Origin of the sequence: Mesorhizobium sp. M00.F.Ca.ET.216.01.1.1, from assembly GCF_004010325.2 — a bacterium.
In the GTDB taxonomy this organism is placed as follows: Bacteria; Pseudomonadota; Alphaproteobacteria; order Rhizobiales; family Rhizobiaceae; genus Mesorhizobium.
The window spans coordinates 25,372-39,960 of record NZ_SADR02000032.1 but is presented as its reverse complement, the minus strand read 5'-3'; the positions used below and the strand labels follow the sequence as shown (position 1 = coordinate 39,960).

The 14,589-nt window shown below is 63.3% G+C and carries 17 protein-coding genes; 7 read left to right on the top strand and 10 right to left on the bottom strand.

Annotated features, from left to right (window positions below):
• The first annotated feature begins 220 nt into the window (after positions 1 to 220).
• The 3 genes from EN859_RS30395 (at position 221) to EN859_RS30385 (ending at position 2,794) form a co-directional block, all read left to right on the top strand.
• Positions 221 to 1,723 carry a multicopper oxidase family protein gene (locus EN859_RS30395; protein ID WP_127856611.1) on the top strand — a complete coding sequence of 501 codons (1,503 nt, stop codon included), beginning with the start codon at positions 221 to 223 and terminating at the stop codon, positions 1,721 to 1,723.
• A 127-nt stretch (positions 1,724 to 1,850) separates the two neighbouring features.
• Entirely contained in the window at positions 1,851 to 2,249 is a 399-nt protein-coding gene (gene cueR, locus EN859_RS30390; protein WP_127856610.1) for a Cu(I)-responsive transcriptional regulator, read from the top strand.
• Positions 2,246 to 2,794: a cytochrome c gene (locus tag EN859_RS30385; protein WP_245525784.1), complete on the top strand. Its 549-nt coding sequence runs from the start codon at positions 2,246 to 2,248 to the stop codon at positions 2,792 to 2,794. Before cueR ends, EN859_RS30385 begins: the two co-directional genes overlap by 4 nt.
• Before the next feature lie 36 nt (positions 2,795 to 2,830).
• Here EN859_RS30385 and EN859_RS30380 read toward each other — a convergent pair whose 3' ends face one another.
• From EN859_RS30380 to EN859_RS30365, 4 genes are all read right to left on the bottom strand, one after another.
• Positions 2,831 to 3,544, bottom strand: a complete 714-nt coding sequence (locus tag EN859_RS30380; protein WP_127856609.1) for an ABC transporter permease — start codon at positions 3,542 to 3,544, stop codon at positions 2,831 to 2,833.
• Between the two features lie 33 nt (positions 3,545 to 3,577).
• On the bottom strand, positions 3,578 to 4,873 hold the full coding sequence (locus tag EN859_RS30375; protein ID WP_245525783.1) for an MFS transporter: 1,296 nt from the start codon (positions 4,871 to 4,873) through the stop codon (positions 3,578 to 3,580).
• Between the two features lie 107 nt (positions 4,874 to 4,980).
• Positions 4,981 to 6,048, bottom strand: a complete 1,068-nt coding sequence (locus tag EN859_RS30370) for a cation diffusion facilitator family transporter (protein ID WP_127856608.1) — start codon at positions 6,046 to 6,048, stop codon at positions 4,981 to 4,983.
• Positions 6,045 to 6,314, bottom strand: a complete 270-nt coding sequence (locus EN859_RS30365) for a metal-sensing transcriptional repressor (RefSeq protein WP_127856607.1) — start codon at positions 6,312 to 6,314, stop codon at positions 6,045 to 6,047. Before EN859_RS30365 ends, EN859_RS30370 begins: the two co-directional genes overlap by 4 nt.
• Positions 6,315 to 6,461: 147 nt before the next feature.
• On the opposite strand from EN859_RS30365, the gene EN859_RS38365 reads away from it, so the two are divergent.
• Positions 6,462 to 6,608, top strand: coding sequence for a hypothetical protein (locus EN859_RS38365; RefSeq protein ID WP_189502334.1), 147 nt, complete (start codon positions 6,462 to 6,464; stop codon positions 6,606 to 6,608).
• Positions 6,609 to 6,698: 90 nt separating this feature from the next.
• Here the strand turns inward: EN859_RS38365 and EN859_RS30360 are convergent, their stop codons facing one another.
• A complete protein-coding gene (locus EN859_RS30360; protein WP_127856606.1) occupies positions 6,699 to 6,878 on the bottom strand; it encodes a hypothetical protein in 180 nt (59 codons plus the stop codon).
• Positions 6,875 to 7,069, bottom strand: a complete 195-nt coding sequence (locus tag EN859_RS30355) for a DUF3606 domain-containing protein (RefSeq protein WP_189502332.1) — start codon at positions 7,067 to 7,069, stop codon at positions 6,875 to 6,877. The genes EN859_RS30360 and EN859_RS30355 overlap by 4 nt, the downstream gene beginning before the upstream one ends.
• Positions 7,070 to 7,186: 117 nt before the next feature.
• Between EN859_RS30355 and EN859_RS30350 the strand changes: the two genes are divergently transcribed.
• Positions 7,187 to 7,639 carry a hypothetical protein gene (locus tag EN859_RS30350; protein ID WP_127856605.1) on the top strand — a complete coding sequence of 151 codons (453 nt, stop codon included), beginning with the start codon at positions 7,187 to 7,189 and terminating at the stop codon, positions 7,637 to 7,639.
• Positions 7,640 to 7,828: 189 nt separating this feature from the next.
• On the opposite strand, the gene EN859_RS30345 is transcribed toward EN859_RS30350, so the two are convergent.
• Together EN859_RS30345 and EN859_RS30340 are read right to left on the bottom strand one after the other, a co-directional pair.
• Entirely contained in the window at positions 7,829 to 9,268 is a 1,440-nt protein-coding gene (locus tag EN859_RS30345; RefSeq protein ID WP_127856604.1) for an FAD-binding oxidoreductase, read from the bottom strand.
• A gap of 300 nt (positions 9,269 to 9,568) precedes the next feature.
• Positions 9,569 to 9,892, bottom strand: coding sequence for a hypothetical protein (locus EN859_RS30340; protein ID WP_245525782.1), 324 nt, complete (start codon positions 9,890 to 9,892; stop codon positions 9,569 to 9,571).
• A gap of 581 nt (positions 9,893 to 10,473) precedes the next feature.
• Between EN859_RS30340 and EN859_RS30335 the strand changes: the two genes are divergently transcribed.
• Positions 10,474 to 10,857, top strand: a complete 384-nt coding sequence (locus tag EN859_RS30335) for an SgcJ/EcaC family oxidoreductase (protein ID WP_127856603.1) — start codon at positions 10,474 to 10,476, stop codon at positions 10,855 to 10,857.
• A 32-nt stretch (positions 10,858 to 10,889) separates the two neighbouring features.
• On the opposite strand, the gene EN859_RS30330 is transcribed toward EN859_RS30335, so the two are convergent.
• Both EN859_RS30330 and EN859_RS30325 read right to left on the bottom strand, forming a co-directional pair.
• A complete protein-coding gene (locus EN859_RS30330; RefSeq protein WP_127856602.1) occupies positions 10,890 to 11,822 on the bottom strand; it encodes a dimethylarginine dimethylaminohydrolase family protein in 933 nt (310 codons plus the stop codon).
• 33 nt (positions 11,823 to 11,855) lie between these two features.
• Positions 11,856 to 13,454: an amidohydrolase gene (locus EN859_RS30325; protein WP_189502345.1), complete on the bottom strand. Its 1,599-nt coding sequence runs from the start codon at positions 13,452 to 13,454 to the stop codon at positions 11,856 to 11,858.
• 82 nt (positions 13,455 to 13,536) lie between these two features.
• On the opposite strand from EN859_RS30325, the gene EN859_RS30320 reads away from it, so the two are divergent.
• A complete protein-coding gene (locus EN859_RS30320) occupies positions 13,537 to 14,433 on the top strand; it encodes a LysR substrate-binding domain-containing protein (protein WP_127856600.1) in 897 nt (298 codons plus the stop codon).
• The last annotated feature ends 156 nt before the right edge of the window (positions 14,434 to 14,589 follow it).

Below are 14,589 nucleotides of genomic sequence, written 5' to 3'. Positions count from 1 at the left end.
GTCCAAGCGCTGCACGAGCATGATGCGGTCTCTTGCGCTATTCAATCAGATGGCAGGTTATACCAAACCGCCGCCGATGAACGCGGCCGGCGCAGCAATGATCCGCCGCCGGACTCTGCGCCAATATTTTGGACAGCACTTGACCTTCCAGTTACTAGAAGCCTTAGCTAGCGTCATGGCGCACCTCCGGCCGGTGCGACCGTGGCGCAGGAGACAACAGATGCATCGACGTGGTTTTCTGGCTGCTGGCCTTGCCACCGTTCTTGTGAACCGGCGCGCCGCCGCTCAGATGAAGATGGACAACATGCCCGGCATGGGCGGTCACGCAGGCCATGACATGGGCGCAGCGCCGCAGGGTGCGGCCACGCTGCCCGAAGGCGAGGCGCTGCGCGAGCTGCCGTTGCTGGCCAACGAAGCCAACACTCCCGGTCTGCTCAAGGCGAAGCTAACGGCCGAGCCTGCCACAGCGCGCTTTGCGGAAGGGATCGACACGCCGATCCTCGGCTATAACGGCATGAGCCCAGGTCCGCTGATCGAGGCGACCGAGGGCGACCGCGTCGAGATCACTTTCGCCAACCGGATTCCCCACGAGGCGAGCACCATCCACTGGCACGGCATGCCGGTGCCGGCCGACCAGGACGGCAATCCGATGGACCCGGTGGCGGCGGGCAGCGAGCGCAGCTACAGCTTCGAGCTGCCCGAAGGCAGCGCCGGCTCCTACTGGTACCATCCGCATCCGCACGGCAAGACGGCCGAGCAGGTTTATCGCGGCCTCGCCGGCGCGTTCCTGGTTAAGCCGAAGGCCGATCCCATTCCGGCCGAGTATGGCGATACCGTGCTGGTGTTCACCGACCTTCGGCTCGCCGCAGACGGCACCATGCCCGACAGTACTATGGTCGACCTGATGAACGGGCGCGTCGGCGACCATGTGCTGGTCAACGGACAGAAGAATCCAGCGCTCACGGTCCCCTTTGGTACGAGGCGGCGCTTCCGGCTCTACAATGCCACCAACGCACGTTTTTTGCGGCTCTCTTTCGACGGCGCGCCGATGACGATCATCGGTACCGACGGCGGCCTGCTGGAGGCGCCGGTGGCGGCCGACGACATCCTGCTCAGCCCGGCGGAGCGCCTGGAACTGGTCGTGTCATTCGACAAACCCGGCCCCGCCACACTTTACACGCTCGATTACGACCGCGGCTGGATGGGCGCAGGCCGCCCTGCCGATACAGGTCTGACACTGCTGACGGTCAATGTCTCCGAGACGCCCGCCGAGCTGGTCCCGCCACTGCCGGAAAAGCTCAGGTCGATCGCGCAACTCGACAGCCCGAGCGTCAACCGGCGCTTCGTGTTCACCGAGACGATGACGATGGGCGCGACCGACATGGAAATGGGCTTCCTGATCAACGGCGCCGCCTTCGACATGAACCGCGTCGATATCGTCGCGAAAGCAGGCGAGATCGAGCTGTGGGAGATCGTCAACAAGGCGGACATGGACCATCCGTTCCACGTGCATGGCACGCAGTTCCAGGTGGTCGAGCGCGAACGCGACGGCCAGGTCTCGAAAGCGCCCTATCTGGCCTGGAAGGACACCGTCAACGTGGCGCGCGGCGAGACGGTGCGGCTGTTGCTGCGGCAGGAGCGGCCGGGGCCACGCATGTATCACTGCCACATCCTGGAGCACGAGCAACTCGGCATGATGGGCATCGTCGACGTACAGGCATAGCTGCCGGATTCACTAACCGCGCCGAACCCGTCGGACGCTTGCGGCGGATATCCAGAATTGCCATATCAGGTTGACCTTCCAGCGACAGGAAGGTTTACTTCCCCTTCTGACCAAGGAGATTTCGATCATGAACATCGGCATCGCATCCGAGAAATCCGGCCTGCCGTCCAAGACCATCCGCTATTACGAGGACATCGGCCTCGTGCGTCCGGCGCGGACGCACAATGGCTATCGCGATTATTCGGTCGCCGATATCCATCGGCTGCGCTTCCTGCAGCGCTCGCGCAGCCTGGGATTTTCGGTCGACGAATGCCGCCAGCTGCTGTCGCTCTATCACGACAAGGAGCGTGAGAGCGCCGACGTCAAGGCCATTGCCGAAGCCAAGCTGGCAGAGATTGACCGCAAGGTCGCCGAACTTATGGGATTGCGTCATCTGCTGCATCATCTGGTCGAGCACTGCCACGGCGACGACAGGCCGGCCTGCCCGATCATCGACGAACTGGCGGGAGAAGGCATGGTGCAGTGAAGCGAGCCGCCACTAGCGCGATGCTGGCGCTTGCCTGTACCTCCGCGTTGGCCGCAGCTGCCGGCGATGCCATCGTCACCACACGCCAGGCCTCGATGAAGGAAATGGCGGCAGCCGCGAAAATCATCGCCGGCATGTTCGACGGCAAGCTGGCCTATGACGTCGTTGCCTTCAAGGCGGCGGCCAAGACCCTGCGCGCTCGCACCGGCCCTGCCCTGATCGCCGAATTTCCTAGCACGACATTGGGCGCGCCTTCAGGCGCCAAGCCAGAGATCGAGTACGCCCGCCCGGAATTCGAGGCTCTCGCCCGCCACATCGGCACGCTGTCCGGCGTTCTGGCCGCCAAGGCCGAGCGGGCGCCGGCCGGCATCACCGACGACATGAGGATGGGATCCGGCCTGATGATGGGCGGCGGCAGCCTGCTCGGCAAGCGATCGGGGGCGGCGGAAGCCGATCCCGCCAAGCTACCGGCGGAGCACCTGCTGCATCTCATCCTGCAGGATTGCTCGAGCTGTCATTCGAAGTTCCGGCAAAAGGTCGAGTGATGGGACGACATGCCGGCTTGCGGCGGCGCACGACCTTCAGGCCGATGCAATCTGCAAAACAGCAACGCAGGCAAGCACCAGCCCGGCGGCGCCCTCGATGGTTCGGGAAGCGGTTTCGAACAGCTTTGGCCGGCTGTCGAAAAAATGCACCAGCCGTTCGCGAAACAGGATCGACAACACCGCGACGCAGGACAGCGTCAGCGCCACGCCGACCATCATGGTGATGGCAAACAGAATGCCCGCGGCCGGCACGCCTCTGGATATCGCGAAAGTCATCGCGAACAGCGTCAGCGGGCATGGGATCAAGCCGGCCATGACGCCGACGGCCTCGCCCTCGTGCCTGTGGTGATGGCCGTGGCCTAGCGCGCGCCATACCATCCACAGGCCGATGAGGCCGAGAAGCGCGCGGCTGATATCCTCCAGCAGCGGCGCGCGTCCGACGCTGCCCAAGGCAAGCGATACGAGCGGCAAGGACAGGGCGGCAATCAGCACCGCCATCGTCACATGGGTTATGGACAGTGTGATAGAGAAGAGGAGGCCGCGCGAAACCTCTACCTCCGAACCCGCTAGATACGTCGCCAGGACGGCCTTGCTGTGTCCTGGCGTCAATGCGTGGGCAGCACCAAAGACGACGCCCATGGGCAGGAAGGCCGTGAACGCCAGCCAGCCGCCCCCGTCCGAAAGCAGTTTGATCTGCTCGGCGAGCGCGAGGTAGATCGTGCGTTGAAACTCGATAAGCGTTTGAAACATGATGGCGACCCTGCTCGGCTTCGGAACGGACAATCAAGTCAAGCCGCGCTCATCCCGACGTTCCTCGGGCGGACGCACCTTATGAAACATTGCAAGCAGGAGGATATCGTAGACGATCTTCAAGGCGCCGGCGATGAGCAGCGGCCAGCCAAAACCGGAAACAGCAAGCAACGAGCCGGCAAGCATTGGACTAGCCGCCGACGCGAGGCTTCGCGGGACTGCGGTAACGCTCGCAGCTGCGGCGCGCTCACCAGGCGTCACGACCGCCATTACGTATGAGGTGCGGGTCGGTACGTCCATCTGCGACAACGCGCTCCTGATCAGCAGAAGTACAATGACTGGACCGAGGCTCGTCATAAAGGGAATGAGCAGCAAGCAAAGGCTCGACGGGAGGTGAGTGAACACCATGGTGTTCACCAACCCGATCCGCTTTGAAACTTGAACAGCCACCAAATATGACAGGGCTGAAAGTACGCCCGTGCAGAAGAAAATCGCGCCCGTCGTAGCAAGGGACAGGCCAAAGCGTTGGTACAGCCACAGAGCCAACAACGACTGGACTACGAAGCCACCGGCAAAAGCGTCAAGGCTGAAAAGTGCGGCCAGTGTGAGTACGATAGTTCGAGACTTGCGCAATGGCTCTGCTGGCGCTGCGCTCGCCCCAACAGACTCGTCCGGCAGCCGCCGATACAGGAGCAACGCTCCCACTCCCAGGAAAGCATAGAGCAGAAAGGCAGTCTGGAGAGCCTGCTTGATCTCCAGGCCGACAACCTGTCGGAGGAAGTCGGGTGCGCCGGCCGCCAAAGCCCCGACAGCCCCAACGAGTGAACCAACGAGGCTGTAGCGGGCAAAGAGTGCAGTGCGGTCGCGATCCGTGACGCTATGGGCCAGTTGCGCGTGCTCCAACGGCAGAAACACACTTACGTCGCCAGAGGATGGGTTCAACGTTCCGACGAATGCAATCAGGAGCAGCGGCCAGAAATCCGTGGCCAGCGCGAAGGCGACTCCCGTGGCGACCATCAGCACGGCGGCTGCGATCAGCAGAGAGCGGCGGGAGAAATGGTGCGCGACAAACCCGACTGCCAAGGTGAGCGCCGCCGAACCCGCGAGCGTTGCGGTGGCGACGCTTCCGATCTCAAAAGCGCTGAAGCCGAGTGCTGCCAAATAGGCGGGAAGCAGAAGACTGACGAGGCCGTCGCCAAACGCCCGCAATCCTCTGGAAGCCAGCAGATAACCAGCAGCCGGGCCGGCCCCGGGAGGCAGAAGCGCAAATCTCCGCTTCGGATCGTGCAAAGCATCCATCGGTCTTTGGGCTGTGACGGGTGACGGCATGGCGTCCGCCTCAAAAAGAGAGCTTGGACGCGAACATTGGGCTGACGCCTCACGGGGTCGTCGCGATTAAACCCCTGCTCTCATGCTGGTTTGATCTCCGGTCTCTGTCAAGGATTGCCCGGCTCATCGCGCTGGTGACGCTGATCGTGAAACTCTCCGTGGCCGTGGTCATGAGGATGATCGTGCCCGTCACGCTCAGTCGAAAACCGCACGTTTGCCGCCGCCAAGGCCGGCAGGTGTTCGAACAGCTCGTCTTCGATTGCCGCCATGATCTTGTTCGCCTCGGAGAGCGGCAAGGTTTCGTCTGCGGCAATGGCAATGTCGGCGTGCAACTGGTGACCGATCCAGCGCGCCCTGGCGTCGACAATATGGGCTCCCGGCACATGCGCGGCGGCATGCTCGATTTCGGCGATCACGCCGGGTTCTATCCCGTCCAGCATGCGGGTGAGCACCGAGCGCGCCGACTGCCAGACGATGCCGAAGATGGCGATCGTGATCAGCAGACCGACGATCGGGTCAGCCAACGGAAAACCCAGCCAGACGCCGGCAGCGCCGATGACCACGGCAAGGCTGGTGAGGCCGTCGGTGCGGGCGTGGTAGCCATCGGCGATCAGCGCCGCACTGTTGATTTCGCGGCCGACACGGATGCGGAATACCGCGACCGCCTCATTGCCGAGAAAGCCGATAATGCCTGCCGCCGTGAGCCAGCCAAGATGCGTCACCGTCTGGTGATTCATCAAACGATCGATGGCCTGATAGCCGGCGACGACGGCGCTGAACAGGATGATCAGAACGATCACCATGCCGGCCAGGTCCTCGACCCGGCCGAGGCCGTAGGTGAAGGTCGGCGACGGCTTGCGCCGGGCCAGCATGAACGCGATCCACAGCGGAATGGCGGTGGTAGCATCGCCGATGTTGTGGATCGTGTCGGCGAGTAGCGCCACGCTGCCCGAGAGAAAGACCACGACCATTTGCAGTGCCGCCGTGATCGCCAGGATGACGAATGACCATTTGATGGCCCAAATGCCGCGGTCGGTCGTCGCTATGGTCGCATCGATGACGCCGTGGGTATGGCCATGCGGCCCGCTGCTATGGTGATGGTGATGACCGTGCGCGCCATGATCGTGCAAGCCGAAGCCAAACCAGTCGAGAACGCGCAACCCAAGACTGCTCATAGGTATTTCGCCAGCTGCTTGAGTTCTGCCAGGGAATCGCGGCGACCACCCGGTTCGGCGGTGTCGGTCAGGCAATGCTCGATGTGATCGTGGATCAGCTCGCGCTTTGCACTGCTGATGGCGCTTTCCACGGCATGGAGCTGCTGCGCCAGGTCAACACAGGGACGGTGCGCCTCGAACATGGACAGCACTGCCGCGAGGTGGCCCTGCGCACGCTTCAAGCGTTTCACGATGGTGGGGTGCGACGTGTGAATACCTTCTGACATGCTAACTTCATATCCTCCCCGGGAGGATATGGTCAAGCCAATTGGAAGGCGCACCGGCCGGAGCGGGCAACGCTCGGTCGCACCGCCGTCATTCGCAGAAAATTAATCAGCACGAGCTAATAAAGCGGATCAACCGGCCAGCGGACGATGACCAAGAACCTCGGCAACGCCACCCGCAACTCTCCGGCAAAAGAGCTGAAGCCGTCCAAGCTCGGCAGGCTGGCGCCTGCCCTGTTTCCCCTCGTGATCGCGGTGCTCTGCTATCTGATCGGCCGGCAGTTCTTCGGTTTCTGAGCACGATCCCGAACCGAAGGTCAGCGAAGCAAAAAGTGGAAACCGGTTTTCGGGAAAGATCATGCTCGAACGAGGAGCGCCAAGCCCGGTCTAGCCTTCTGCCTTGAAATTCCTGGCTTCCTTCTCCACCTCGGCGCTGTCCTTGCCGTGCTCACGCATCAGGTCCTTCGCCTGCTTCGGCGAGATATCGGTCGTCTCGGCCAGATGCATGGCTTTCTTGTCCTCGTTCTCGGTCTTCTGCTTCCTGGCGGTCGTCTTCCTGGCGGTCATGATTTCTTCAGCTCCCTTGCCGCCTGCTCCAGGGCCAGGCGGTCGTTGCCGATGCGATCGATCAGCGCCCGCGCCTGGTCGCCGGTGATGCCGGTTCGAAGGGCGAACGCTTCGACATCCAGCACATTGTCCGGATCGAGGGTCTGATCGTCTCTTGGGATGTTGTCCTCAGGGACCTTGTCGTTGCCCATGACGCATCTCCTGTTCGATACGGCATAACGACGGTGACGAGCGGGAAGTTCCCTGCCCCGGCTCTTCTTCCCACCCCTGGCCGTTCGCCCTAGCTCTCTCCCCGCAGGAGACTGGATATGGCCATCTATGGTTTGCGAGTGATCAGTTTCATCTTTGCGGCGCTGGCGTTCGTTCCGGCCGGGGCGCATTTCTTTTCGATGTTCAACAAGTTGAAGCTCGACGGTTCGAGCTATCTGGCCGCGCAACGCGCCTATGACGGCTGGAGCCTGTTCGGCATTGTGGTGCTGGGGGCGCTGCTGTCGACGGCCGCCCTGGCCGTGCTGCTTTATCGATCCGGTGGAGCTTTCGGCCTCGTCGTCCTCGCTTTCATCTGCATCGGCGCCACGCAGCTTGCCTTCTGGACCCGGACCTTCCCGGCAAACCAGGCGACCCGCAACTGGACCGTGCTGCCCGAAAACTGGGAAATGCTGCGGCGTCAATGGGAATATTCGCATGCCGTCGCCACGTGCCTCAATGCACTGGCGCTGCTGCTGCTGTTCCTGTCGGCGCTCCGCGTCGAAACGCGCTGACCGGTGGAGAGGTTTTCGTTGCTCTGAGGTCGACCAGCGGTAGCAAGCCGATTAGCCCGCGCCTCTGACCGAGGACGCGGGCCGATCGGGTATACGGGTACCCGATCCGACAGCGACATCCGGGAGATATCGCTGCCAAATGCTGAACTCCGATGGCGGGTCAGTGGGGCCCGCCATCGGAAGCGTGCCTCAAGCGGCCCGCTGCGTTTCCACCAGCCGCAAATTCTGGTTCATGCGGAACAGGTTCAGCGGGTCGTAACGCAGCTTGATTTCCAGAAGCCGCTGGTAGTTGCCGCCATAGGCCGCCTCGACGCGGTCGACCTCGTCCTCCGGCATGAAGTTCACGTAAGCCGTGCCGGCGGCATAGGGTCTGGCCGCTTCATAGAGGCCGCGCGCCCAGTCGATGCAGGCCTGGTCTATTGCCGGTTCGCGCCAGCGAGCGTGGACATTCATGACGTAGTGCGAACTGCGCTGCGGAAACGCCGTCGCGTCCGCCGCCACATGGCCCGCCACGCCGCCGACGTGGCCGATGAATATCTCGCATTCGGGGCCGGGAAGCCTGGATATCGCTTCCGTCACCACTGCGACCGCGCTGTCGGAAAGCTCGGTAAAGTCATGGCTCTTCCAGTAGTTGCGGGCGCCGGGCGTCAGCAACGGATCGAATCCCTGCTGCCAGCCGGTGAACGGGTTGGGACCGACCACGTCTGCAATCGGCGTGCCGATGGCGCGAAGCCTCTGTGTCGCCTTCTCGCCCTCCTGGAGGTCGCCGCAGTAGCACATGGCCAGAACCAGCACTTCCTTGCCATGCCATTCGGCCGGAAGGAACGGCAATGGCGGCGCCTGCCGCATGACCACCCAGCAGGTCAGTTCGTCGGGCGCCTCCTCGAGTGCTGCCCGGTACTCCCGCAGCACATTCTCGGCATCGGCGAACGGATGGACGACGAGCCCCGACAGAACCTGCGGGCCGAATTGGTGGAGCTGGAACTCGAACGCCGTGACGACGCCGAAATTGCCGCCGCCGCCGCGCAAACCCCAGAACAGATCCGGATTTTCGGTCAGGCTGGCACGCAGCAGCTTACCGTCGGCGGTGACCACGTCGGCCGAGAGAAGATTGTCGAGGGTCAGGCCGAATTTGCGGGTGATCCAGCCGAAGCCGCCGCCCAGTGTCAGGCCTGCTATGCCGGTGGTCGAGTTGATGCCTGTCGGCACGACCAGCCCGAAAGCCTGCGTTTCCTTGTCGACATCGGCAAGCGTGGCGCCGGGCTCGACCCATGCCCGCTGCACAGCCGCATCGACCCGCACTGATTTCATTGGCGACAGATCGATCACCAGGCCGCCATCGCAGACGGCACTGCCCGCGATGTTGTGGCCGCCGCCGCGCACCGCGACGAGCAGCCTGTTTTCCCTGGCGAAGTTCACGGCATCGATGACATCCGAGGCGCCGGTGCAGCGCACGATCAGTCCAGGCCGCCGGTCGATCATAGCGTTCCAGATGCTGCGTGCCTCGTCGTAGGCTGCGTCGCCTTCCGTCAGGACCGTGCCGCGCAATTGTGCCGAAAGCGCCTCTATGGCTGCGCCGTCGACGGTGATTGTACCGAGTTCAAGCGTGGTGAGGCTCATGCTGTTCATGGTTTCCTCCCAATTTGGTTATGAGCCGTTCTCCCCCTCGCTTCGAACTTTGCACTTATATTAGATGTAACGCAAGTTTGGCGCCGCCCGAAACTGTGGCGCGTGTTGGCGTATAGTCATGCCACCCACGGTATATTGCGCTTACATTAGCTTGAGCGCATGCTCTTGTCAGCCGGCGACCTCAGCCGGTGAGGCTCGGTGGCTGACTTCTGTGTCACACCCTTAGCCGCCGGGCCGCCGATCATGCCGGTGCGGATGTCGCCGCGGGCCTGAAGCGGCTCCATCCATTCGCCGGCAGGTTCAGACCTTGCGTGGCTGCGGTGGAAACGGCACGACGTTGTCTGTATCTGTCGTGGGCAGATCGAACAGCATGGGCAGACCGCGCGTCGCAGCCATCTCCACGATCAGTTCCTCGATGGACAAATCCGAAAGGCTGGTCTCGATCTTCTGCCGTAACGTACCGGCAAGTTCGTGCACCGGCACCGGGGCAGACCTCGCCCGTTCATCAAGCAATCTGTCGATTGCGATGACGACGTCCGCATCGACGTTTTTAGGCAATTCCCGCATGGCGCTCTCCCCGCCGCACCGAAAAAACCGCCGCACCGCGGCGCGGCGGACGATCAAGCGTGAACACCATGCGATGGATGGAGGTGGGCGTGCCTGGTGCGCAGATCGCAAGCTGATTCCATAAATCCGCTGGCCTCGTGGTGTCATTCGAAAACGTTTGTACGTTTTTTACCAAACAAGTTCGCCGGCGCAGAAAACCACGCCGGCCGAGCCGGCGGGGTCTTCCCGGACATGAGGAGGAGCTTGTCCAAGGGATCCGCGGGGGAGGATCGAAGCGGAAATGGATCACCGGCTGGAAAGTTCCGCCTGAAATACAAAGTTTTCGCCGGCAGGGCCAAAAATCGAAATTGCGGCACCAGCTCCGAAAAAACCCCGCCGTTAGCGGCGGGGCAAAAAATCCGAAGCCGACGCGAACGGCTTCCTGGTCGTTGGAGTAAGGACGACCACAGCTTCAATTTTCGTCGACGGAGAAAGTTCCACAACTTACTAATATATCGCGGCTTTCAGGCGGAGACGCCTCGGCATCCCGAAAGGGTGACTGGCTCATGCGCTTTCCGGCATGCCGGAACAAACTGGCACCTGTCCATGTTAGCGCAAGCAGCAACCTACCGGCGCCACGGGGCCAACGGAGGCAAGAGATGACGGACGACGAAAGAGCAATCCGGTGGCTGGTCGAGACCTGGATGAGGGCGAGCATGCGTGGCGACACCGCAACCGTCCTCAGCTTGATGACAGACGATGTGGTGTTCATGGTTCCCGGCCAGGAACCGTTCGGCAAGAAGGCCTTCGCGGCTGCCGCGGAAGGCATGGCCGGCGTTCGGATCGAAGGCACGAGCGACATCGTCGAACTCCAGCTTCTCGGCGACTGGGCCTTCATGCGTAGCCACATCGACATGACCGCGACCCCGCCAAACGGCGAGCCGGTTCGCCGTTCGGGGTATTCGCTAACGATCCTGCGCAAGCAGGCAGACGGCCAATGGCGGCTCGCGCGCGATGCAAACCTGCTGACCGCGCGAAGCTAGTTCCTCCGCAATCCGGCCCGCCGCCCGCTCCCTCAGGCCGGCTGGCGCTTCAGCGCCTGCGCCATGCAGTGGATGCCGCCACCGGTCTTGGAGATCTCGCTCATGTCGACGGCTGCGACCTCGAAACCGCGCGCCTTGAGCTGGCCGATCAGCGTCTGGCTCGAGGTCGGCGCGATCACCCTGTCGTTGCCGAGCGACATGAAGTTGCAGCCGAGCGCCATCGTGTCCTGGAACGGCACGTCGATGATCTCGTGGCCCTTGCCCTTCAACCAGTCGACGATGCCCGGCTCGGTGCAGGCGAGGCAGACAGCGGTCAGCTTCTCGGCGATCGGCACCACCATCAGGTCGATATGGACATAATATTCATCGATGAAGGCGATGCGGGTCTCCCAGCCTTCCTTGTCGAACCAGGCCTGCACTTGGCGGGCGCCCTCCTCCTGCGTGCGGGCGCCGCCGCAGCCGATCAGCACCACACCGTCCTCGATGACATTGAAGTCGCCGCCCTCGAAGGTGCCTGCGGTGACCATGTCGTAGATCGGGATGCCGAGCTTCTCATAGGTGCGGATCGCCGCGTAGTTCTCGCCACGCCGCCACCAGTTGGCCATGGCGGTGATGATGGCGCCATAAGGCGTCATGACGCTGGAATCGCGGGAGTAGACCTGCATCGGCAGTTCCGGCGTCGGCTGGTGCCAGTGGATGTTGACACCGAAATGCTCGTAGGCAGCGACCAGGTCCTTGTGCTGCGCCTGTGCGATCTGGACGTTGCAGGGCGCCTCGCGCAGATGTTTGCGCGATAGCGAGCTGGTCGAGAGATGACGCAGGAAATTGGACGAGCCGAGCAGCACGTCGGTCAGCACATCGGTCTCGTTGGCAAAGCCCCAGGCGGTCAGCGGCTTGGTGCCGCCGGCCGGGTTGCGGCGCTGCAGCGAAAACGGCTCAGTGACGATGCGGTCATGAACGCTCATGGGGTTCTCCTCGTGATAGGGCGGCTTGGTTGATCATGCGGCTTGGGGATTGCTCGGTATCCACCAATCCCGTCCGCGCGGGGTGGTGACATATTCCGGCCAGCGAAATCCAATCGGCGGTTCGTAGTCGCAGAGCGGCGCAATCCAGTTCGCGCCGCCGATGCCGCCGCCGGTTCGAGAGATGAATTCGTCCATTGCGGCATCGCGAGTGGCCTTGTCTTCCAACAGGCGAAGTGCTGCAAGCGCGATCGTCTTCGACGCACAGATGACCATCGGATCGATGGTTGCAGGAATGCCGCCCAGCGCATTCATCGCCCAGGAAGGCCAGGCATGACCGCTCTGCGAACGCAAAGCCGGCCGGGCGACGTAGAACCGCGCCGTCGGCGCGTGCCACGACATATCGGTGTAATCGTCGGAGGTCGAGTTGAGCTGCGAGGGCGGCAGCTCGCGGCGCAGCATCGCCTCCGCCTCCCGTGGCGCGATCAGCCGCTCCAGTTCGGCGATGAACGGCTCTTCGGTCGCCGTGCCGCCGGCATTGACCTGGATCTCGCGCGCGATCGCCTTGGCCGTCTCGTCCCAGCGCGGCGGCCCGATCGTCGACAGTGCGTCATAGACAATCGCTGCCATCGCATGATTGGCCAGCCCCGGCCGCGACTTAGATACCCAGTGCCGCTCATGGCGGCAGCCGCTCATCTTTGCCGCGGCTTCGGCATTGCGGTCGAGCACGGCGGTCACCTGCTCAGCCATATCAAGCGTCGGCACACGGATCATGTACTGGATCTCGGCCATCGCCGCCGGCAGATTGTCGGCGGTCGCCTGCCCTGCCGTCAGGATCGCCTCGCTGATCGACCAGCCGCCCTGATGCGGCAACATGGAATCGCGCAGCGCCTTGGAGGCCATGTACATCATGACAAGCGCGTCGTTGGCGCCGGGCGCGCGAACCGCCGAATGCGCCTGGGGGATGGGCACACCATCGCCGGCCGCCTTCGCCCAGTTTTCGGGCTCGTCGCAGATGAAGCGGTAGATCATCGCGTAGGCAGCGCCGCAATGCGTGTCCCAGCGCGCCGTGTTGCAGAGCGGCAGCATGTAGAAAGGATGGAAGGAGATCATGCCGGCGAGGCCGTCATAATAGCCCCTGGCGGCGTGGATCGGCTTCGACCCCCGCACCTTCTCCGCCGGCTCGCCGGTGAAGCGCAGCGTGCCCGATATGCCATGGCGCTGCATCGCCGCCTTGGTCGCCAGCAGGCCGCCAAGGCTGGCAATGCCGAGGCCGGAATGCGGATCGGTGTGGCCGCCGGCCTCGCCGCCAAGGCCCGGGCGCGGACGCTTCACCGTCGCCGCGTCCTGGCAGTTGCCGGGCACCGCGTCATACTCGGCATACATGCCGATGGTCGGGCCGGCGCCGTTGGTCCAGTGGGCGCAAAAGGCGGTAGGCATGCCGCCGGAACCTTCCTCGACGGAAAAGCCCTCGTGCTTCAGCAGTTCGACATACCAGGCGGCCGACTGGTATTCGCGCCAGGCGGTTTCGCCGAAATCGAAGATAGTCCGCGTCCACGCCGACAGCGAGGGCCGGATGTCGTCGAGACAGGCAAGCGCGGTTGCTTGGGCCGAGGTCGTCACCGGTTCCTCCATGACCAGAAGAAAGCAGTGAAGCGCTCTGCCAAAAAGTGATATGTTTTCCCGGCTCATGCAAATTCGGTTCACCTGAGGCCTCTTGCGAATACCCTCCACTCAAGCACTGCGCGCCCTCGACAGCTTCGCCCGCCACGGCAGCGTGTGGCGTGCCGCCGACGAACTGCATTTGACCCGCAGCGCGGTCAGCCACCAGCTTCGCCTGCTCGAGCGCGACCTCGGCTTCGACCTGCTGGAACGCATCGGCAAGGGCGTGGCGCTGACGCCGCGCGGCCAGCGCTATGCCGCCGACGTGCGCAAGGCGCTGACGGTGCTGGGCGACGCGGTGAGCCGTCATGCCGGCACCGGCGTCGGCGGTTCGTTTAGTGTCAGTTGTACGCCGGGCTTCGCCTCGCTGTTCCTGTGCACCCATATCGGCGAGTTCCGGCAGATGTATCCCGATGTGGCGCTGCGCATCCTGACGCCGCGGCGCCTCGACGATGTCAGCAATGCGGAGGCCGACGCCTTCATCGCCTTCGGCGTCGGCAACTGGCCGAACCGCGCGGTCGAGCTGCTGTGCGAGATCTCTTTCACGCCGCTGTGCAGCCCGACGCTGCTCAACAAGGTCGGCGGCTTTTCCAGGCCGGCCGACGTGCTGCGCGCCAATCTGCTGCATCTTGGCGACACCGAGGACTGGGCGCGCTGGCTGGCGCTGTCGAAGGTCGAGAACCCCGACACCGAGGGCGGCATCTTCTTTTCCGACATGAACCTGGTCTTTTCGGCCGCGATCGCCGGGCAGGGCATTGCCATGGGCGATGAATTGACCAGCCGGCGGGCGCTGAGCGAGGGCCGGCTGGTGCGTCCGTTCGACATCGCGATCAAATCGCCACGTTCGTATTTCCTGGTTTCCGAGCATGCCAAGGCAGCGCATCCGGTGCTGGAGGCGTTCGGCGGATGGCTGAGGTCGAAGCTTTCGGAGAACCCGGTCAGGCCTTATTGAGGGAAGGCTGGCGGGACAGCGCCCCCCTCTGGCCTGCCGGCCATCTCCCCCTCGAGGGGGAGATCGGATAGCACGTCGGCTTTCGCCAATCTCCAATGTCAGGAAACGGGCGAGACGTCGAACCCGCCAAGCTCCGCCCTTGAGGGGCAGATGTCC